At 38.6% G+C, this 20,508-nt stretch carries 19 protein-coding genes; 15 read left to right on the top strand and 4 right to left on the bottom strand.

Features of this window, described 5'->3' with window-relative positions:
- Window positions 1-92 precede the first annotated feature (92 nt).
- On the top strand, window positions 93-1,283 hold the full coding sequence (locus LJC66_RS24320; protein WP_050688617.1) for an acetate kinase: 1,191 nt from the start codon (window positions 93-95) through the stop codon (window positions 1,281-1,283).
- 228 nt (window positions 1,284-1,511) lie between these two features.
- A complete protein-coding gene (locus LJC66_RS24315) occupies window positions 1,512-2,357 on the top strand; it encodes an EcsC family protein (protein WP_230933678.1) in 846 nt (281 codons plus the stop codon).
- A 25-nt stretch (window positions 2,358-2,382) separates the two neighbouring features.
- Here the strand turns inward: LJC66_RS24315 and LJC66_RS24310 are convergent, their stop codons facing one another.
- Window positions 2,383-2,697, bottom strand: a complete 315-nt coding sequence (locus tag LJC66_RS24310; protein ID WP_195695809.1) for a hypothetical protein — start codon at window positions 2,695-2,697, stop codon at window positions 2,383-2,385.
- 314 nt (window positions 2,698-3,011) lie between these two features.
- On the opposite strand from LJC66_RS24310, the gene LJC66_RS24305 reads away from it, so the two are divergent.
- From LJC66_RS24305 to LJC66_RS24275, 7 genes are all read left to right on the top strand, one after another.
- The gene (locus LJC66_RS24305; RefSeq protein WP_013059465.1) at window positions 3,012-4,220 is read left to right on the top strand and encodes an argininosuccinate synthase; all 1,209 of its coding nucleotides are present in this window, start codon (window positions 3,012-3,014) and stop codon (window positions 4,218-4,220) included.
- Window positions 4,217-5,605, top strand: a complete 1,389-nt coding sequence (gene argH, locus LJC66_RS24300) for an argininosuccinate lyase (RefSeq protein ID WP_195695810.1) — start codon at window positions 4,217-4,219, stop codon at window positions 5,603-5,605. Before LJC66_RS24305 ends, argH begins: the two co-directional genes overlap by 4 nt.
- 167 nt (window positions 5,606-5,772) lie before the next feature.
- Window positions 5,773-5,940, top strand: a complete 168-nt coding sequence (locus LJC66_RS24295; RefSeq protein WP_013059463.1) for a hypothetical protein — start codon at window positions 5,773-5,775, stop codon at window positions 5,938-5,940.
- Between the two features lie 150 nt (window positions 5,941-6,090).
- Window positions 6,091-7,212 carry an alanine dehydrogenase gene (ald, locus tag LJC66_RS24290; RefSeq protein WP_230933677.1) on the top strand — a complete coding sequence of 374 codons (1,122 nt, stop codon included), beginning with the start codon at window positions 6,091-6,093 and terminating at the stop codon, window positions 7,210-7,212.
- 113 nt (window positions 7,213-7,325) lie between these two features.
- Window positions 7,326-8,003 carry a metal-dependent hydrolase gene (locus LJC66_RS24285; protein ID WP_195696999.1) on the top strand — a complete coding sequence of 226 codons (678 nt, stop codon included), beginning with the start codon at window positions 7,326-7,328 and terminating at the stop codon, window positions 8,001-8,003.
- Between the two features lie 359 nt (window positions 8,004-8,362).
- Window positions 8,363-8,599 carry a hypothetical protein gene (locus LJC66_RS24280; RefSeq protein ID WP_050688614.1) on the top strand — a complete coding sequence of 79 codons (237 nt, stop codon included), beginning with the start codon at window positions 8,363-8,365 and terminating at the stop codon, window positions 8,597-8,599.
- An 81-nt stretch (window positions 8,600-8,680) separates the two neighbouring features.
- Window positions 8,681-9,997: a CBS domain-containing protein gene (locus LJC66_RS24275; RefSeq protein WP_013059459.1), complete on the top strand. Its 1,317-nt coding sequence runs from the start codon at window positions 8,681-8,683 to the stop codon at window positions 9,995-9,997.
- Window positions 9,998-10,023: 26 nt separating this feature from the next.
- Here LJC66_RS24275 and LJC66_RS24270 read toward each other — a convergent pair whose 3' ends face one another.
- Window positions 10,024-10,320, bottom strand: coding sequence for a YtpI family protein (locus LJC66_RS24270; RefSeq protein ID WP_230933676.1), 297 nt, complete (start codon window positions 10,318-10,320; stop codon window positions 10,024-10,026).
- A gap of 251 nt (window positions 10,321-10,571) precedes the next feature.
- Between LJC66_RS24270 and LJC66_RS24265 the strand changes: the two genes are divergently transcribed.
- Window positions 10,572-11,510 (top strand): DHH family phosphoesterase, encoded by a 939-nt coding sequence (locus tag LJC66_RS24265; RefSeq protein WP_230933675.1) that lies wholly within the window; start codon window positions 10,572-10,574, stop codon window positions 11,508-11,510.
- 38 nt (window positions 11,511-11,548) lie between these two features.
- Here LJC66_RS24265 and ytrI read toward each other — a convergent pair whose 3' ends face one another.
- Together ytrI and ytrH are read right to left on the bottom strand one after the other, a co-directional pair.
- A complete protein-coding gene (ytrI, locus tag LJC66_RS24260) occupies window positions 11,549-12,067 on the bottom strand; it encodes a sporulation membrane protein YtrI (RefSeq protein ID WP_057233227.1) in 519 nt (172 codons plus the stop codon).
- A complete protein-coding gene (gene ytrH / locus LJC66_RS24255; RefSeq protein WP_013059455.1) occupies window positions 12,064-12,399 on the bottom strand; it encodes a sporulation membrane protein YtrH in 336 nt (111 codons plus the stop codon). The genes ytrI and ytrH overlap by 4 nt, the downstream gene beginning before the upstream one ends.
- Before the next feature lie 141 nt (window positions 12,400-12,540).
- Here ytrH and dnaE point away from each other — a divergent pair, with 141 nt between their 5' ends.
- The 5 genes from dnaE (at window position 12,541) to accA (ending at window position 20,086) form a co-directional block, all read left to right on the top strand.
- Entirely contained in the window at window positions 12,541-15,891 is a 3,351-nt protein-coding gene (dnaE, locus tag LJC66_RS24250; protein WP_230933674.1) for a DNA polymerase III subunit alpha, read from the top strand.
- 203 nt (window positions 15,892-16,094) lie between these two features.
- The gene (ystJ, locus tag LJC66_RS24245; RefSeq protein WP_013059453.1) at window positions 16,095-17,324 is read left to right on the top strand and encodes an NADP-dependent malic enzyme; all 1,230 of its coding nucleotides are present in this window, start codon (window positions 16,095-16,097) and stop codon (window positions 17,322-17,324) included.
- Window positions 17,325-17,403: 79 nt separating this feature from the next.
- Window positions 17,404-18,006 (top strand): FadR/GntR family transcriptional regulator, encoded by a 603-nt coding sequence (locus LJC66_RS24240; protein WP_230933673.1) that lies wholly within the window; start codon window positions 17,404-17,406, stop codon window positions 18,004-18,006.
- Between the two features lie 227 nt (window positions 18,007-18,233).
- Entirely contained in the window at window positions 18,234-19,115 is an 882-nt protein-coding gene (gene accD / locus LJC66_RS24235) for an acetyl-CoA carboxylase, carboxyltransferase subunit beta (RefSeq protein ID WP_013059451.1), read from the top strand.
- Entirely contained in the window at window positions 19,109-20,086 is a 978-nt protein-coding gene (gene accA, locus LJC66_RS24230; RefSeq protein WP_195695816.1) for an acetyl-CoA carboxylase carboxyl transferase subunit alpha, read from the top strand. The genes accD and accA overlap by 7 nt, the downstream gene beginning before the upstream one ends.
- The last annotated feature ends 422 nt before the right edge of the window (window positions 20,087-20,508 follow it).

Here is a 20,508-nt window from a genome sequence, read left to right as displayed (position 1 = left end):
TCGAAATGCATAGAATATTGTAGAGATTACACTTTTATGTTCTGTTCGTTATGTTTATGATGCACGTATAATAAAGAAGGAGCTGTTTTTTTATGTCAAAAATCATGGCAATCAACGCCGGCAGTTCTTCACTTAAGTTTCAATTATTTGAAATGCCAAGTGAGACGGTATTAACAAAAGGTTTAGTAGAACGAATTGGTTTAGATAACGCTGTTTTCACGATCTCGGTAAATGGTGAAAAACAAACGGATATTACAGAAATCCCTGACCATGCTGTTGCAGTTAAAATTTTAGTTGAAAAGTTACTTTCTCAAAACATCATTCAATCATACGATGAAATCACTGGTGTAGGTCACCGTGTAGTACACGGCGGAGAGAAGTTTGCTGATTCTGTTTTAATCACAGATGAAACACTAGCGGAAATTGAAGCTTTATCTGATTTAGCACCGCTTCACAATCCAGCAAACATTGTGGGAATTAAAGCGTTCCAAGATATTCTTCCAAATGTTCCAGCTGTAGCAGTCTTCGATACAGCATTCCATCAAACAATGCCAGAAAAATCATTCTTGTACAGCTTACCGTACGAGTACTATGAACAGTATGGCGTTCGTAAATACGGTTTCCACGGCACATCTCATAAATATGTTTCTGAGCGTGCAGCTGAGCTTCTTGGCCGTCCAATCGAACAATTGCGCTTAATTTCTTGTCACTTAGGTAACGGTGCAAGTATTGCTGCAATTGAAGGCGGCAAGTCAATTGATACATCAATGGGCTTCACACCATTAGCTGGTGTAGCAATGGGAACTCGTTCAGGTAACATTGACCCTGCATTAATTCCATTTATTATGGAGAAAACAGGAAAAACTGCTGACGAAGTATTAAATGTATTAAATAAAGAAAGTGGTCTTTTAGGTGTATCTGGTATTTCTAGTGACCTACGCGATCTAATCAAAGCAAGCGCTGAAGGCAATGAACGCGCTGAAACAGCACTTGAAGTATTTGCTAGCCGTATTCATAAATATATCGGTTCTTATGCTGCTCGTATGTCTGGTGTAGATGCAATCATCTTTACAGCAGGTATTGGAGAAAACAGTGATGTTGTACGTGCTCGCGTTCTTCGCGGTTTAGAGTTCATGGGCGTTTATTGGGATCCAGCTTTAAATAGTGTACAAGGAGAAGAAGCATTTATTAGCTACCCTCATTCTCCAGTTAAAGTTATGGTTATTCCTACAGACGAAGAAGTTATGATTGCACGTGACGTTACTCGTTTAGCGAATATTTAAGTTCATAAAGTGCCTCTTCAATGCATGAATTCTCATAAATTGTCAGGCAAACTAACGAAAAGCTGATTTCCTTGTTAGGAAATCAGCTTTTTTATATAGCGTCAGTAGCTGACGGTTGAAAGAAGGTTTACAACGTATAGAAGAAAGAAATAATATAGGAAGCAAAATGTAACGGATGCATTATTTGTTATAATAAAAATAAAACTACTTATTTCTTGAAAGGGTGACATGATGATACTAACGAATCGCGAAGAACAGCTTTTAGAAGAAATCTATAAATGGGAAGAGAGCTTACAGAGTGTAGAAGCAACTGAGATGGAGTTATTATACGAAGAGTGGTTAGAAAAAGGGCTTAACTTAATTCCAGCTTCTGTTCGTGAGACCTATTTACATAAAATTGATGAGGGACTCTTTCAGTTAACTGCATTAATTCAAGGTACGGAAATGCAAACTCAAGCGACAAAACGAATTATTGAAACCGCTCGTGTATTCAAAGAGGATATCACAGATCTGTCAGAAATGAATTCCCTTCAAGTAGATCAGCTTTCTTATATATGCGAACAGCAAATGGCCAAGCTTCGGTTGTATGCGCTGAGTCAAGGAGCACTTTCAGGAACCGGACAATCGCTGCTAGTCGGTATTGATATACCTGCTGTTTTATGTATGAATATTCAAGCGGTGCAACAGGCAGCAATGAGCTACGGCTATCATATCCAGACTCCTTCAGAGCTGATGCTAACGCTAAAAGTTTTCCATGCAGCAACGCTACCTAGACACCTTCAGGCTGAGGGGTGGCATCAATTAAAGAGTGAGTTAAGCCAAGAATTTGACCCGTATTTTTATGAAGGTGTTGATCAAATTGTAGATAAAACGTGGCTGCAAAAAATCGTTGTGCAAATCGGGAAAACGCTAGCTATATTTGCTGCAAAAAGAAAAGTTTACAATCGTTTGCCAGTGGTGAGTATGATGGTTGGCGGAGGGATGAATTACCGAATGGCCAAGCAAGTGACAGATTATGCAAAGCGCTTTTATCAATACCGCTATTTGCTGGATAAGAAAAACGAGTCTCATTAATTTTTCATGAGACTCGTTTTTTTGTCTATCCGTGAACTTTCTTTGATATTTCCTCATTTGTTCGATACCAAATCCACAAATCATTAATAATAGAAGCAAGTTCTCCTATCTCGCTATTTAATTCACAGGAGCGGATAAAATTAGTCTCGTCTTCTAACGCCGCTTGTTTTTGATTAATACTCTTTTCTAAAGATTGAATTTTGTCTGGAATGTCCCCCCGAATGGATTCCCATGTTAGGAGAATATCCTGCTGAACTTTTTCAGAATAGAATGTCCATTCTCTTTCAAGAACAGGAATTTTTATACCGAGTCTGTTGTCATAAGTAAAAAAGCGCTCCATTTTTTCACCTCTTCCCTTCCATTTTATACAATGACAAAAGCCAGAGCTACTGTAAGTGAAAAATAAATCATTTATACTTGATTTATGCATATAAATATACACAGTATGTAAGAAAAGAATATTCATTCATGTTTATTTTTACAGTATTTTAAGAGATTTCACCCTGTTAAATTAAAATAAATGTGAATTTATATACTTTTTTTTGAATAACTATTGAAAATAGATTAAAAAGTTGTTAAAGTAATAGTAGATTAAATGAATAAAAATTAAAACGGTTGTATTAATATATATATAATTTGTAGGAGGAATAGATAATGAGTAATCCAAAAGTTGTTTTAGCATATTCCGGAGGTTTAGATACGTCAGTTGCAATTAAATGGTTACAGGAAAAAGGGTACGATGTAGTAGCTTGCTGTTTAGATGTAGGCGAAGGAAAAGATTTAAAATTCGTTAAAGAAAAAGCCTTAACAGTTGGAGCGGTATCATCATATGTGATTGATGCAAAAGAAGAGTATGCCAATACATTTGCGTTAGCAGCACTTCAAGCACACACATTATATGAAGGAAAATATCCATTAGTATCTGCACTATCTAGACCGCTAATCGCTAAAAAGCTTGTAGAAGTAGCAGAACAAGAAAATGCAGTAGCTGTCGCACATGGATGTACGGGAAAAGGAAATGACCAAGTGCGTTTCGAAGTATCAATTAAAGCATTAAATCCACACTTAGAAGTTTTAGCTCCTGTTCGTGACTGGAAATGGTCTCGTGAAGAAGAAATCGAGTATGCAAAAGAAAAGAATATTCCAATTCCAATTAACTTAGACAGCCCATTTTCAATTGACCAAAACTTATGGGGAAGAAGTAATGAGTGTGGTGTTCTTGAAGATCCTTGGGCAGCTCCACCTGAAGAAGCATATGACCTAACGGCTTCTCTTGAAAACACTCCGGACACAGCCGATGTAGTGGAAATTGAATTCGTTGAAGGTGTTCCCGTATCATTAAACGGTCAATCGTACACGCTAGCTCAGTTAATTCTAGAATTGAACGAAATTGCAGGTAAGCACGGAGTCGGACGTATTGACCATGTAGAAAACCGTCTTGTGGGAATTAAATCACGTGAAGTATATGAGTGTCCAGCTGCTATGACATTAATTAAAGCGCACAAAGAGCTTGAAGATTTAACATTAGTAAAAGAAGTAGCGCACTTCAAACCAGTAATTGAGAAAAAATTAACAGAAGTTATCTATGAAGGTTTATGGTTCTCTCCATTAACGAATTCACTGCTTGCATTCTTAAAAGATACGCAGCAATATGTGAACGGAACAGTGAGAGTAAAACTATTTAAAGGGCATGCTATCGTAGAGGGACGTAAATCTCCTAATTCTTTATACAATGAAAAACTTGCAACATATACAAAAGAAGATGAATTTGATCACAATGCAGCAGTTGGTTTCATCTCATTATGGGGACTTCCAACACAAGTGAGCAGCATGGTAAATCAAAAGAAGGTGACAACGGTATGACCAAACTTTGGGGAGGGCGTTTTACGAAACGTCCTGAACAATGGATTGACGAGTTCGGTGCGTCGATTTCATTTGATCAGCATCTTGTAGAAGAAGATATTGAAGGCAGTTTAGCACATGTAAAAATGCTGGAGAAATGCAGTATTCTTTCTGGAGATGAAGCGTCACAAATTAAAAAGGGCCTTCAAACACTGCTTGAAAAAGCTAAGAAGAAAGAATTAACATTTTCTGCTCAATATGAAGATATTCATTTGAATTTAGAAAAGTTATTAATTGATGAAATTGGTCCGGTTGGAGGAAAGCTTCATACGGGTCGAAGCCGTAATGATCAAGTTGCTACAGATATGCACTTATATTTAAAAAAGCATGTTCAGCAAATTGTAGGGTTGATTGAAAATCTAGAAGATGTACTACTTACAAAAGCAGATCAGCATGTTGAAACCATTTTTCCAGGCTACACACATTTACAGCGCGCGCAGCCGGTTTCTTTTGCTCATCATTTAATGGCTTATGTTTCAATGTTCAAGCGCGATGCTGAACGTTATGCGGAATCACTGAAGCGTATTGATTTATCTCCTTTAGGAGCAGGAGCTTTAGCTGGTACGACATTCCCAATTGATCGTCACTATAGCGCGGAACTTCTAGGCTTTAATGGGATTTATCAAAACAGTATGGATGCTGTCAGCGATCGTGACTTTATTTTAGAGTTTTTAAGCAACAGTTCTATTTTAATGATGCATTTATCTCGTTTTTGTGAAGAGTTAATTTTATGGTCTAGTCAAGAATTTCAATTTATTGAAATGGATGATACGTACGCAACGGGCAGCAGTATTATGCCTCAGAAGAAAAATCCTGATATGGCGGAGTTAATTCGTGGTAAAACAGGACGAGTATATGGTCATTTATTTAGCTTATTGACTGTGTTAAAAGGCACGCCTTTAACATACAACAAAGACTTGCAAGAAGATAAAGAAGGCATGTTCGATACGGTTACAACGATTGAAGGATGTTTGACCATTTTTGCTGGCATGATTGAAACAATGACAGTAAAAACAAATGTTATGGAAAAAGCTACGAAACAAGATTTTTCAAATGCAACGGAGTTAGCTGACTATCTTGCTTCAAAAGGTATGCCGTTTCGTGAAGCACATGAAGTGGTTGGGAAACTGGTTCTCGTTTGTATTCAGAAAAATATCTACCTAATGGATTTGCCGCTTGAGCAATATAAGGAAGCGTCAGATTTATTCGAGGAAGACATCTATCATGTATTAAGTCCAAAAACAGCTGTTAATCGCCGCAATAGCGCGGGAGGAACAGGATTTGAACAAGTAAAAAAAGCAATTCAGCTAGCTAAAGATGAATTGCATGAAAAAACATCAATATAAAAAAGTTATCAAAACGTCCGCAGAAAAATCTGCGGGCGTTTTTTGATGTGAGATAAATGGTGGTATAACTAGAGCATTTAAGAAGAAAATAGAAAAGATTATGTAAGGGATTATGAAGTAAAGTTCACATTCTTAAAGAAAATAAAGTGAAAAAGGAGAAGTGACATATGAAAGACAAAAAACATCCGCAGCATGTATATGAATATGATTTCGAAGGAGAAAAAGAGACATCAAGACAGCTAATGGATTCTTATTCAAGCGGCGTCATTGGCGATGCTATGGCTTCTGTAGTCGAAAATCCAGAAGCACAGAGTGATAACGAACTATATGAATAACTAGATGCATATACTGTATATAGACTAAGAAAAGCAGGATTATGCTGAGCTCTATCGAAAGGTAACGTCATAGTAAATCCGGTTTTCTAAAGGATTTGGTGTGGCGTTCTTTTTTCAGTTAATCACTGATATAAGAAAAGAGGGATAAAGGTGAAAATTGGAGTGCCGAAAGAAGTAAAAAACAATGAAAATCGCGTGGCTATTACTCCAGCTGGTGTTACAGCTTTAGTTAACGGTGGGCATGATGTATATATTGAAACACAGGCAGGAGAAGGCTCTGGATTCCATGATGAAGATTACACAAATGCAGGAGCTTCTATTGTAAATACTGCAAAAGAAGCATGGGATGCTGAAATGGTTATGAAAGTAAAAGAACCGATTTCAGAAGAATACGGATATTTTCGTGAAGGACTTATTTTGTTTACCTATTTACATTTGGCAGCTGAAGAAGCATTAACGAAAGCATTGATTGATAAAAAGGTGGTAGGCATCGCTTATGAAACTGTACAGCTTCCAAACAAAAGCTTGCCTCTGTTAACTCCGATGAGCGAAGTTGCAGGAAGAATGTCTTCTCAGATTGGAGCTCAATTTTTGGAGAAAACCAAAGGTGGCAAAGGGATTTTATTAAGTGGAGCTCCAGGCGTGCAAAGAGGAAAAGTAACAATTATTGGAGGAGGAGTAGCAGGAACCAACGCAGCTAAAATTGCGGTCGGATTAGGGGCTGATGTTACAATGATTGATTTAAACGCTGATCGCCTTCGCCAGCTTGATGATTTATTTGGTAAAGAAGTGACGACATTAATGTCAAATCACTACAATATCGCACAATCTGTAAAAGAGTCAGATTTAGTGATAGGAGCGGTTCTCATACCAGGAGCTAAAGCGCCAAAGCTTGTCACCGAGGAAATGGTTCAAACGATGTCAAAAGGGTCCGTTGTAGTTGATATTGCTATTGATCAAGGGGGGATTTTTGAAACAACTGATCGCATTACCACTCACGATAACCCGACTTATTCGAAGCATGAGGTCTTGCATTATGCTGTTGCTAATATGCCCGGAGCTGTTCCACGTACGTCGACCTTAGCGCTGACCAACGTAACGGTGCCTTATGCTCTGCAAATAGCAAATCAGGGATATAAAAAAGCGTGCTTAAAAAACCCTTCCCTTCTTCAAGGCATCAACACCCTAAATGGGTTTGTCACTTACGCGGCTGTGGCAGATGCACACGGTCTAACTTACGCTGATGCAACAACTTTATTAGAGCAAGCATAATAAGGCATGTTTTTGCGCAGTTTGTGATATGATAGCCGCGTATTCACTTGTTTTGTAACTAAAACGGACGGGTAGAATATAGAAAATGTTAGTGTAAAAGGAGAGAATAAATGATGCACGTTTCTTATCATGGACATTCTATTGTTAAAATTGAAACAAAAGGAAAAACAATTTTAATTGACCCGTTTATCACTGGAAATGAATTAACAGATTTAAATGCTGAAGATGTAAAAGCAGATGTGATTTTACTGACTCATGGCCATAATGATCATGTAGGCGACACGGTGGAAATTGCTAAGCGCAGCGGTGCACTTGTTGTGGCAGTAGCAGAATTAGCTACATATCTTAGCTGGCAAGGCTTAAACGTACATCCAATGAGCATAGGCGGAGCCTATACATTTGATTTTGGCACGGTGAAATTGACCCAAGCTTTCCACGGTTCAAGTTATACAGAAAATAATGAGAAAATTATTTATACAGGAATGCCGGCTGGTTTGCTTTTAACGATTGAAGGAAAGACAATTTATCATGCTGGAGATACGGCTTTATTTTCTGATTTGAAGTTAATTGGTCGCCATGAGCCTGACGTAGCATTTCTTCCAATTGGAGATAACTTTACAATGGGACCTGAAGATGCAGCTATCGCAGCGGAATGGGTGCAGGCAAAGCTTGTTGTGCCAATTCACTACAATACATTTCCTGTAATTAAGCAAGATCCTCATCAGTTTGTTGAGTCTTTATCTGGCATTGAAGGAAAAGTATTAAAAGCTGGAGAAGGATTGGATCTTTAATCATAGATAGAGGGTGGGACAAAACGATTTCAGTTAAAGTTAAAAAAGAACGAGTAATCGATAATATCGATCACTCGTTCTTTTTTTATTGTTATGGTGAACGTAGGTTTCATATATGTAGCGGCTTCTAGCTGTTGATTGGAGTGCAAGCGCCGAGGAGGCTCACCGGCCGCCCGCGGAAAGCGAAGTCTTGCACGGAAATCAACTGCGGTGTCACAAGCAGTTCAGCTCATGTCTCACATTTGTTCGTCTTTGGATTGAATCGATGCAGTTATGTCTTAATCTCTTTTTATTTGTAAAGAAACGTTCTGCTTTTTTTACTTCCCTGCATACGATAGTAATAATAAGGAGGGAGAGCTATGGAAAAAAATCGAGTTATTTTATCGCTTTTACTATGTGGAGTGATGCTTTACTATGCAATGCCGCACTTAGTGTTAACAACTTCGAGTTTGCAAGGGATTTTTAGTATAAGCTGGCTTACCTTTGCTCTTTTTGTAGCTGGAGGCAATTTGTCATCACTGCTTTATGCACCGCGCCGCAAAAAGGCAAGTATTCAAAAAAATAGTGCGAGAAAGCCTTTGCGTCAAAGAGGTTAGATTGAATCCATTTCACTTCCCCCGTATAATAAAAGAAAAGACATATGAAACGTAAAAACGTTTTAGAAGGGTGAAGTACACGTGGCGACAAAACATGAGCAAATTTTACAGTATATCGATTCGCTTCCAATTGGTGAAAAAATTTCAGTGCGCCAAATTGCCAAAGAACTGAATGTCAGTGAAGGCACGGCGTACCGAGCAATAAAAGACGCGGAAAATAAAGGATATGTTTCAACGATTGAACGAGTTGGGACCATTCGAATTGAACGAAAGAAAAAAGAAAACATTGAAAAGCTCACGTTTGCTGAAGTAGTAAACATCGTGGATGGACAAGTGCTGGGCGGACGTGAAGGCTTGCATAAAACGTTAAACAAGTTTGTTATTGGAGCGATGAAGCTTGATGCTATGATGAGATATACCGAGGCCGGAAACCTTCTTATCGTAGGGAATCGAGTAAACGCTCATGAATTAGCTCTTGAAGCAGGAGCAGCCGTGTTAATTACGGGCGGCTTTGATACGGAAGAATGGGTTAAGAAGCTTGCGGATGATCTTAAGCTTCCTATTATTTCAACGAGCTATGACACGTTTACAGTTGCAACGATGATTAACCGTGCTATTTATGATCAGCTGATAAAAAAAGAAATTGTGCTTGTAGAGGATATTTTAACACCTATCTCTGAAGCGGTTAGCTTGCAGTTAACCGATACGATTGAAAAATGGCATGAATGTAACGATAAGACTCACCACAGTCGTTTTCCTGTAGTGGATCAGCATATGAAAGTTCACGGTATGGTCACCTCAAAAGATGTTATTGGATATGACCTTTCTACTTCAATTGAAAAAGTAATGACGAAAAATCCGATGACGGTTCACGGGAAAACATCGGTCGCTTCTTCTGCGCATATGATGGTATGGGAAGGGATTGAAGTGCTGCCTGTAGTGGATGATTACCACCGGCTAGAGGGCATTATCAGCCGTCAAGATGTTTTAAAGGCGCTGCAAATGATTCAGCGTCAACCGCAGGTAGGAGAAACCATTGACGACATTGTAACCAATCAATTTATGGATGTACAAGAGACAAAAGAAGCACCGGTGTATCGCTGTGAAGTAACGCCGCAAATGACGAATTATATGGGGACTATTTCATACGGAGTTTTCACTACTATTGTAACGGAAGCCGCCAATCGTGTTCTTCGCTTATATAAAAAAGGTGATTTGGTTATTGAAAACATCACCGTTTATTTTATTAAGCCAGTTCAAATTGAAAGCGTAATTGAAATTCGTCCTAAGCTATTAGAACTTGGTCGGAAGTTTGCTAAATTAGATGTAGAAGTCTACAATGCCGGGGTTGTAGTAGGGAAAGCGATGATGATGGCTCAGTTATTGGAAAGAGTATAAAAAAAGAAGCTGCTCTGCAGCTTCTTTTACATTTGATCAGCTTCTTTTATTGCATAAGGCTGATAGTACTTGTAAGCTTTGATACCTGCTAATATGCTGCCTGAACCGAATAATACAAATAGTATGCCGATGATAAGCGAAAGGCTTGTTTCGTAAATAAACCATTGATTGATTCCAAAAAATAATACAAAAGAGCCAAGACAAATACTCGACTTAGCGGAAATCCACTTTCGTTCCATTTGGCGTTTCGAACGTACGTATTTTACTTTTAAATACATGTAGAAAACAAAGGACACAACGATTAAAATCATAAAAAATGGCACAGACGCCCCTCCAGTCCGGTGTATTTCTATCCGTAATGTTTCTAGATGCTAGTAAGCAGTAGTGTTGAAAGTGTTTACAGTAGTATCTATTATTTTACAGGTCGATGACAGAAAATTCTACTATTGATTGATTCTTCTTTTAAAAAAGAGAAGAGATATGATTTAATAAATAATATGGATACAGCGCTGTGGAAATGTAAGTGCACGTGGTGCGTACATAAAATAAGAACAGTCTTGACGGGAGAGAGAAAATGAAAGCACAAATATTAGAAGCTATTAAGCAGTTTGACACCATCATTATTCACCGGCACATTCGTCCAGATCCAGATGCATACGGATCTCAGTGCGGATTAGCGGAATTGTTAAAAACATCTTTTCCGGAGAAGAAGGTATACGTAACGGGAGAAGAAGCGGAGTCATTAAAATTTTTATACCGGATGGATGATATCGCTGATGAGACCTATGAGGGTGCGCTTGTCATTGTTTGTGATACGGCTAATGAAGCACGAGTATCAGATCAGCGCTACGTAAATGGAAAAATGGTCATTAAAATTGATCACCATCCAAACCAAACTCCTTACGGTGATTTGCTTTGGGTTGAGACGTCTGCTTCTTCAACAAGCGAAATGATTTATGAATTTTACTTGGAAGGAAAAGAAAAGGGTTTATCTCTTAATGATGAAGGAGCAAAGCTGATCTTCAGCGGTATCGTCGGAGATACGGGTCGATTTTTATTTCCAAATACAAAGCCGAAAACGTTTTGCTATGCAAGTGAATTGATTCAATATGGTTTCAATTTTAAAGATGTATATGATCAGTTATACAAAACAAAAGAAAACGTCGCTCACTTACACGGATACGTGCTGCAAAACTTTACGATGTCTCCAGCAGGAGTTGCTCATATGAAAATTCCAAATGAAATTCTTCGAAAATATGATGTGACACCAGCTGATGCTTCTCAGCTAGTCGGTTCGTTAGGGCAAATTGATGGAGTAAAAACGTGGGTGTTTTTTGTGGAGGAAGAAAATCAAATTCGTGTTCGCCTTCGTTCAAAAGAGCTTCTCATTAATACAATTGCTAGAAAATACAACGGAGGAGGCCATCCTCTTGCGTCCGGCGCTTCCATTTATTCATGGGAAGAAGTAGAGCCTTTACTACTTGATTTAGAAGAGCTCTGCAGTCAGCAGTAATCTGTAAAATAAGCCGTTGATTTTAAATCAGCGGCTTTTTATAGTACTTTTTCCATCTTTTTAATTCGAACTTCAATCGAAAGCGTTGTATAAAAATAAATTTGATGAACTTCAACTTCATAAATCGTTTTATCGAATTCGTATTTTTTATTTTCAATTGCTTTTTTTAAGATATCCCTGCTTCGATACGCACTTTCAATATCTTGGGCAATTAAGTGCTGTGCTTCTTCGTCGACGCTTTTTTGAATATTGTATTCAACCACAGAGTTTACTTTATAACGATTGCCATTTACTAATTTTACTTTCACATTCTGAATAATCAAATGCTGCTTCATTTCCTTGTTTAATGCTTTTACATCTTCTTGCCATGCGCTAATTTGCAAATTTGCTTTTTCTAGCTTATCATTAGCAATTCGAACTTCCTCTAGCTCTCTATCTCTTGAAACGCCATAAATCGTTAAAAACACCCCCCAGCTAACAATTGCTCCAATGACTATACCGGCAAAAAAACGCTGCCAGTCGGAGCGCTTGAACATTCGCTCGCTGGGTACCCTCATACAAAATGCTCCTGAGTTAACCACTTGATGATAAGAGCCCCGGTCTGAGCTCCTCCCATAGCGGATAGAATTAAAAGGATTTGTTTGAATACATCTTTTGTGGCTCCTTCAAAGAGTCCGCGCTCAAAGCTGTAAAACGTATCAAATGTTCCTCCAATTGCTCCGACAATTGCCCAGATTTTCAAACTATTGCTGAGGGTATGCATGACGTATAAAGGAGATTTTCCAATTAAAAACCCCGCAAATGCTCCAATTAATGAACCGCCTAAAATAATACCTAATGAAGTGAAATAACTCCAAATGAAAAGAGACATAAAAGGCTCTTTTGTCATGACGTGTCCTCCTTTACTAGTTTATCAATGAATCACGCTTCCTACATATATATGGACAAACGCTCAGAGTTATGTAATTTGTCTACGCCGGCAACAAAATTTATAATAAGAATAAAGAATTAAAGAAAGGTGGGAAGTCCTGTGCCTTTTGTTCACTTGCAGCTTCAAAGTTCTTATAGCTTATTAAGCAGTTCCGTTCGTATTCATGAACTTGTAGAAACAGCTAAGAAAATGAACTATGAAGCGATTGCTTTGACTGATGAAAACGTGATGTACGGAGTCATTCCTTTTTATAAAGCCTGCGTGAAAGCAGGGATCAAGCCAATTATTGGGCTCACATTATCAATCCTAGAACATGAAGAAAGCGAGCGAGCGTACCCTTTAGTTTTGTTAGCGGAAAATGATAAGGGATATGAAAATCTATTAAAACTAAGCAGTTTAGTTCAAACCAAGGAAAAACACGGTGTAAATAAAAAATGGCTCCATCATTATAGCGGCGGGTTGATTGCTATTACACCCGGTGTAACTGGAGAAGTTGAAACCCTGCTAGCAGAAAACAAACTTCAAGATGCTAAGCGAGTGCTTCAATTCTTTAAAAAAGTATATTCGCAGTCTTTGTATATATCGATACAGCGCCACGAACAGGATGAAGCTTTTATAAATCAGCAGTTAACGGAACTTGCTGCTGAAGAAAATATCCCGCTTGTTGCGACGAATCAAGTGAAATATTTAAAAAAAGAAGATCGGGATGCGTATGAGTGTTTAGCAGCTATTCGAGACGGAGAGAAATTACATAGCGATGAAGAGGTAAAAAGTAAGAGCAGCGAGTACTATTTCAAATCACCTGATGAAATGGAAGATCTCTTTCATGACCAGCATTTTTTAATAGAAGAAAGTATAAAAATCGCAAGTCGATGCGAGCTCGAAATTTCTCTAGGTGTAATGTCCATTCCAAAATATCCTGTTCCCCCGTCTGTTACATCATCAGCCTACTTGCGCACTCTCTGCGAAAAAGGATTGCAAGAAAGAGTTCAAGTGATCACGGAACAATATGAGGAACGCTTGGATTATGAGCTGAACATTATTGAAAATATGCGCTTTAGTGATTACTTTCTTATCGTATGGGATTTTATGAATTATGCTCATGAACACGGTATCCTAACGGGCCCAGGCCGTGGTTCAGCAGCAGGCTCACTGGTCTCATACGCCTTGCGAATTACAAATGTTGATCCAATTCAGCATCAGCTTTTATTTGAGCGCTTTTTAAACCCTGAACGTATTTCGATGCCTGATATTGATATTGATTTTCCTGATAACAAACGAGATCAAGTCATTCAGTATGTGGCTCAAAAATATGGAGCGCTGCACGTAGCTCAAATCATTACATTTGGAACATTAGCAGCTAAAGCAGCCGTACGTGATGTAGGGAGAGTGATGGGATTTGATCAAGACGCGCTAAACAAAATGTCCAAAGCGATTCCAACTAAACCAGGTACAACGTTGAAAAGCGCTCTTCGTGATTCAAGAGTTCTTCAAGACTATTTATCCGAAAATGAAGCCAGAAAACAATGGTACAACATTGCCATGAAGATAGAAGGACTGCCAAGGCATACTTCTACGCATGCAGCAGGCGTTGTGATTAGTGAGAAGCCGCTGACGCAATCTGTAGCTGTACAAGAAGGACATGATGATGTATATCTGACTCAATATCCAATGGAAGCTCTGCAAGACGTTGGGCTTTTGAAAATGGACTTTTTAGGTTTGCGCAACTTAACCATTTTAGATCATATTTTAAAGAAAATTGAGCGGGACATGAATCGAAAGCTGGCACTGTCTCATATACCGTTTAACGATCAAAAAACTTTTGAACTGCTGAGTAAAGGAGATACGACCGGTATTTTTCAGCTAGAGTCAGATGGAATGAGAAGAGTTCTTCAGCAATTAAAACCTACAGAGCTAGAAGATATTGTAGCAGTTAACGCGCTGTATAGACCTGGTCCGATGGAAAATATTCCAACCTATATTAAGCGCAAGCATGGAGTGGTGAAGGTAATATATGATCATCCTACGCTTAAAGACATTTTACAATCCACGCACGGCGTTATCGTGTATCAAGAGCAAATTATGCAGATTGCTTCAAAAATGGCCGGTTTTTCTCTTGGAGAAGCAGATTTGTTGAGAAGAGCAGTTAGTAAAAAAGAACGGTCAGTGTTGGATCGTGAACGAGCTCATTTTATCCAAGGAAGCAAGAAGAAAGGATATGACCTATCCGTTGCTAATCGAGTGTATGACCTTATTGTGCGTTTTGCTGATTATGGCTTCAACCGAAGTCATGCCGTTGCTTACAGTATGGTAGCCTATCAGTTAGCTTATTTGAAAGCACATTACCCGCTGCAGTTCTTTTCAGCTTTACTAACGAGCGTTATTGGAAACGAAGGGAAAATTGCTCAATATATTAATGAACTAAAAAGAAAAAAAATACAAGTTCTCCCACCTTCTATTAACAAGAGCATGTATTCGTTTAACGTAGAAGGTGAAAGTATAAGGTATAGCCTTGCAGCGATTAAACATATTGGTGCAGCAGCTATGCAGGAAATAACAGAAGAGCGAAAGAAAAAAAGATTTGAAGACTTATTTGATTTTTGTGCCCGTGTTTCACAAAAAGCCGTGAATAAAAAGGCGCTTGAAGCTTTGATTCTGTCTGGAGGCTTTGATGAGTTTGGAGAAAATCGAGCTACTTTATTAGCAACGATTGATGTAGCGTTTGAACATGCAAGCTTGGTACTGCCAGATGATGACTTTGGATTTGGAGATGAATTTTCGTTAAAGCCTAAATATATGGAAAAAGAGGAACTGAAAATAGAAGATCGGCTTCAGTATGAAAAAGATATGCTAGGTTTTTATTTATCAAGCCACCCTGCTTCTCAGTATGAAGCGCTGAATTCCTTTTATTCTGTTGTTTCTCTTCACGATATGAAAGAATACGCTTCAGGAAAAGCGGTCTCTCTTTTAGTATTTGTGTTGGAAATTCGCGTCATTCGAACGAAAAAAGGAGAGCAAATGGCTTTTTTACGCATCACGGATGAAAGTGGAGAAGGAGAAGTTGTTGCGTTTCCCCGCGTATTTGAGCAGAATCGTCTGCTGTTTGAACAAGGTAAGGTTTTACTGATACAAGGAAAGATAGATGAAAGAAATGGGCAGCAGCAAATTGTTTGTCAACGTGCTGAAGCTGCTAGCGAAGCGGTTCAAAAACTACCGTCAGAAGAATTATACTTACGTATAGAAACAAAGCAAGGTACAGAAAAGCTGCTTCATACTATTTACCAGCATTTTCAGTCTCATAGAGGGAAAATCCCCGTAAAAATTTATTATGAGGCAGAACGTCAATTGGTCAAGCTTCCCGTTCACTATTCTATTGAACGAAGCGACGAGTTAATAAACACTTTAAAAGCAATGCTGGGAGAGAAGCACGTTGTGTTCAAGAAGATATAGTCTTTACAGATTTCATGTGATGTTATATGGTAAAATAGTTAAAAAAGTGGTCTGACCACCGTTTTTTATGAAATATACGAATTAGATGCGTTTTTCTTGAAATGAAATGCAATTGGATTTATAACATCATATGAGTAGTGTGGGAAAGAACATGGTTCAGGCGCAGTATTTGTTATCATTTTGTTTATTGGGAGTGAAATTCATTGTCTTTACGTGAAGAAGCATTGCATATGCACCGCATTAACAAAGGTAAACTAGAATCAAAGTCCAAAATTCCTGTTCGAAACGCAGAGGATTTAAGCCTTGCTTATTCCCCTGGTGTAGCAGAACCTTGCAAAGAAATATATGATGATGTAAACAATGTATATGAATATACGATGAAAGGAAATATGGTAGCTGTTGTATCTGATGGCACTGCCGTATTGGGCTTAGGCAATATAGGTCCCGAGGCTGCTCTGCCAGTAATGGAAGGGAAAGCTGTCCTTTTTAAAAGTTTTGCCGGCGTAGATGCATTCCCAATTTGTTTAAACACGACAGATGTGGACAAAATTATAGAAACTGTTAAATTGCTAGAACCTACTTTTGGAGGCGTTAATTTAGAAGATATTGCGGCTCCTAACTGTTTTGAAATTGAAGAGCGGTTGAAAAAGGAAACAAATATCCCGGTTTTTCATGATGATCAGCATGGGACGGCTATTGTTACGGTAGCGGGTCTTCTTAATGCCCTGAAGCTGACAGGAAGAAAAATGTCACAAATCAAAGTGGTAGCGAATGGAGCAGGAGCTGCTGGCATTGCTATTATTAAATTATTATACAGCTATGGAGTGCGCGATATCATTATGTGTGATTCCAAAGGAACGATTTATGACAAGCGTCCTCACGGCATGAACCGTATAAAAGATGAAGTTGCAGCCTATACAAATCGAAGCAAAGTAGAAGGTACGTTAGCTGATGCGTTAGAAGAAGCTGACGTATTTATTGGAGTTTCGGTTGAAGGAGCACTCACACCGGAGATGATTGGAAAGATGAATCCAGACCCAATCATTTTTGCAATGGCAAATCCGGTGCCTGAAATTATGCCAGAAGAAGCTAAAAAAGCTGGCGCGAAAGTAATCGGCACCGGACGTTCTGATTTTCCTAATCAAGTGAACAATGTCCTAGCGTTTCCGGGGATATTCCGAGGTGCACTAGATGTACGTGCTACTCATATTAATGAAAAAATGAAAATGGCTGCAGTTGAGGCCATTGCTAATTTAATTACGGAAGAGGACTTGAATACAGACTATGTGATTCCAGGTCCATTTGATGCACGAGTGGCTCCGGCAGTAGCCGCCGCTGTTGCAAAAGCAGCTATGGAAACAGGCGTTGCCCGAATAAAAGTAAAGCCAGAAGCCGTAGCTGAAAACACACGTCGCTTAGCGATTATTGAATAAGGTTACATCAACTGTTCTTTGACAGGCATGATGCTTCAAGCATGCCTGTTAAAGTAATGTAAAGTGAGTGGTAGTAAACTTGAAGAATGAACGTTCAAAAGTATATGTAGAAATTCTAAAACAAATTCGCCAGCTAATGGAAGACGATCGTTTAACTACGGGGGATAAAATCCCGTCAGAACGAGAGCTTTCTGAACGGTTAGGCGCAGGACGTTCTTCCGTTCGAGAAGCGCTCAGAGCGTTAGAGCTAATTGGGTTGATTGAAACTAGAAGAGGTGAAGGTACGTTTATTAAAGAAGTAGGGGATCATCAATTTATTGATTTATTACCTACTTTTTTAGTACAAGACGGTAAAACAAAATCAGATTTAATTCAGACGAGATATATTCTTGAAAAGAGCTGTTTGTATTTTGTTTTAGCGGAACAGGACGAAATCAATGTTTCGAAAGCAATTCAAAAGCAGAATGACGATTGTTTGAAGAACTTGTTTGACTATTTGTTTTCTTTGCAGCCTAATCGGCTATTACACCGAATCTGGTTGATTATTTGCCGTTTTTCTCAAACTTTTCAACAAAACTCAGCGCCAAGCGACACTCTGATAAGTGAATTAGTAGAGGCGTTAGCTAAAAAAGATGAAGCAGCTGTATTAAATCTTCACCATCAGTGCTACAAACAAGTGTGAAAGAAGGAATTTGTCGAAAGAGACATGCCATCTTTCTACACAAAATCAAACAGTCATCTAGTAAAGTAAATAGCAACTAATAAAGTGAAGCGAACAATTCGTCCAATTTTTGTCTATCCGTCACTTGATTTGTATTTGAGGCGGATTTTCACAACTTGTAAATAGTAGAAGAAGAGGAAGAATAAAGGTTCTTATGATAAAGAAAAGAACCAAAAGGAGGTTACACCTTGTTACGAGATTTATTTACAAAAAACACAAAAACTCCAAAAAAACGAAAATATGCTACGATTCCTTCTGAGCATATGAGACAAGATGTACCTGAAGGAATTATGACCAAGTGTAAAAAGTGTAAAAAAATAATGTATACGAAAGAGTTAAATAAAAACTTAAAAGTATGCTTAAACTGTGGATATCATCATCAAATGACAGCACCAGAGCGTATCGAAAGCTTAATCGACAGCGGAACGTTTGTTGAATACGACAAAGATATGACGTCAGAAAATCCTCTTGGGTTCCCTGATTATCTCGAAAAGCTCGAAAAAGATCGTGAGAAAACTAATTTGAGTGAAGCGATTGTTACGGGTGAAGGAGATATTGAAGGCATTAAAGTAGTAGTTGCTGTTATGGATTCACACTTCCGTATGGGAAGCATGGGCTCTGTAGTCGGCGAGAAAATTACTCGCGCCATTGAAAAAGCGAAGGAAATGCATGTTCCATTCCTTATTTTTACAGCTTCAGGCGGTGCACGTATGCAAGAAGGTGTTCTGAGCTTGATGCAAATGGCTAAAACTAGCGCAGCTCTTAAAATGTTCAGTGATGAAGGCGGCTTAATCATTTCGATTATGACACATCCTACTACAGGGGGCGTGTCAGCAAGCTTTGCTTCGTTAGGGGATTATAATTTAGCCGAGCCGGGCGCGTTAATTGGCTTTGCTGGAAGACGTATTATTGAACAAACAATTAGAGAAGAGCTTCCAGAAGATTTTCAGACGTCGGAATTTCTGTTGAAGCATGGTCAGCTAGACGGAGTTATTGACCGTCATGATTTAAAAGAAACGTTAACAACTATTTTAGATATACACGTAGCAGGAGGTGACATCGAGTGGTAAGCGAATTAGAATTTGAACGTCCAATTGTCGAGTTGCGAAACAAGATTGCAGAGCTTAAAGAGTTTGCTAAAAACACAGAAGTGGATTTATCTAGCGAAATTGATAAGTTAGAAAATCGCTTAGAAAAAGTAGAAAACGATATTTACAATCATCTAAGCCCATGGAACCGTGTTCAAATTGCTCGTCATCCTGAGCGTCCTACAACACTCGATTATATTTCGCGCTTGTTTACAAACTTTTTAGAGTGTCATGGAGATCGCTTTTATGGAGATGATGAAGCAATCGTAGGAGGAATTGCCAAGTTTAATGGCGTGCCTGTTACCGTGATTGGACATCAGAGAGGTAAAGATACGAAAGAAAATATTCGCCGTAATTTTGGTATGCCTCACCCTGAAGGCTACCGTAAAGCACTGCGTCTAATGAAGCAAGCGGAGAAATTTAACCGCCCAATTGTTTGCTTTATTGATACAAAAGGAGCTTATCCAGGAAAAGCGGCAGAAGAGCGCGGACAAAGCGAAGCTATTGCGAAAAACCTTTTCGAAATGGCTGGCTTAACTGTACCTGTTATTTGCATTGTAATTGGAGAAGGAGGAAGCGGGGGAGCCTTGGCATTAGGTTTAGGAAATCACCTTCATATGCTTGAGAACTCCACGTATTCAGTTATTTCTCCAGAAGGAGCGGCAGCCATTCTTTGGAAAGATTCTTCTCTTGCGAAAAAAGCTGCTGAAACGATGAAGATTACAGCACCAGATTTGAAAGAACTGGGTATTGTAGATGAAATGGTTTCAGAGGTAAAAGGCGGAGCTCACCGAGATATCGATGCACAAGCTGGATACATGGAGGGCATTATCAAGAAATCATTAAAAGAGCTGATGAATTTATCAAAAGAAGAGCTAGTGGAAGAGCGTTATTTAAAATACAAAAAAATCGGACAATTTGCAGCTGAAAACGATGCCATTACTATAAAATAAAGAAACGTGCACTCTTGAAAAATAAGGGTGCGCGTTTTTGTGCGGTTTGTATAGCCCTTCTCTATTGTGTTTACAAGTTCTTCGTGGTATTTTATAGACAGCAAAAACCTTTAAGTAAAAGTAGAAAAAGAGTGTTTTTAAAAAATTTCCTATGGTTATTAGCAGCTGTGCGAGCGTTTGTCTTTTCTCTAAAAGACAAATCAGGCAGCAAGTATTGCTGTATGAATTGCAGGGAATAGTAAAACAAGAAGCAAACGATGAAGAAATTCATCGTTAAAGTGCTGTGTATTTGTTTGCTATTTGATTCAGCGCTACGTAGGTATTTCATAAGTTACACGTAAAGCAAGGTGAACAAGTCAGGGCAACAAAATATTTGTTCATAGCCTGCTAGTACAAGGTTAGTAAAAGAAATAGCTATTTGC

The sequence above is a fragment of the Priestia sp. TSO9 genome, assembly GCF_021029645.1.
In the GTDB taxonomy this organism is placed as follows: domain Bacteria; phylum Bacillota; class Bacilli; order Bacillales; family Bacillaceae_H; genus Priestia; species Priestia megaterium_E.
This window is presented reverse-complemented; position numbering and strand designations above follow the sequence as displayed.

Excerpts from the sequence above, each read along its gene's own strand:
- LJC66_RS24320 (WP_050688617.1), top strand. The coding sequence starts at position 93 with ATGTCAAAAATCATGGCAATCAACGCCGGCAGTTCTTCACTTAAGTTT.
- ytrH (WP_013059455.1), bottom strand. The coding sequence starts at position 12,399 with ATGACAAAAGAGCCTTTTATGTCTCTTTTCATTTGGAGTTATTTCACT.
- LJC66_RS24305 (WP_013059465.1), top strand. The coding sequence starts at position 3,012 with ATGAGTAATCCAAAAGTTGTTTTAGCATATTCCGGAGGTTTAGATACG.
- argH (WP_195695810.1), top strand. The coding sequence starts at position 4,217 with ATGACCAAACTTTGGGGAGGGCGTTTTACGAAACGTCCTGAACAATGG.
- LJC66_RS24315 (WP_230933678.1), top strand. The coding sequence starts at position 1,512 with ATGATGATACTAACGAATCGCGAAGAACAGCTTTTAGAAGAAATCTAT.
- LJC66_RS24295 (WP_013059463.1), top strand. The coding sequence starts at position 5,773 with ATGAAAGACAAAAAACATCCGCAGCATGTATATGAATATGATTTCGAA.
- LJC66_RS24280 (WP_050688614.1), top strand. The coding sequence starts at position 8,363 with ATGGAAAAAAATCGAGTTATTTTATCGCTTTTACTATGTGGAGTGATG.
- LJC66_RS24310 (WP_195695809.1), bottom strand. The coding sequence starts at position 2,697 with ATGGAGCGCTTTTTTACTTATGACAACAGACTCGGTATAAAAATTCCT.
- LJC66_RS24265 (WP_230933675.1), top strand. The coding sequence starts at position 10,572 with ATGAAAGCACAAATATTAGAAGCTATTAAGCAGTTTGACACCATCATT.
- ytrI (WP_057233227.1), bottom strand. The coding sequence starts at position 12,067 with ATGAGGGTACCCAGCGAGCGAATGTTCAAGCGCTCCGACTGGCAGCGT.
- LJC66_RS24285 (WP_195696999.1), top strand. The coding sequence starts at position 7,326 with ATGCACGTTTCTTATCATGGACATTCTATTGTTAAAATTGAAACAAAA.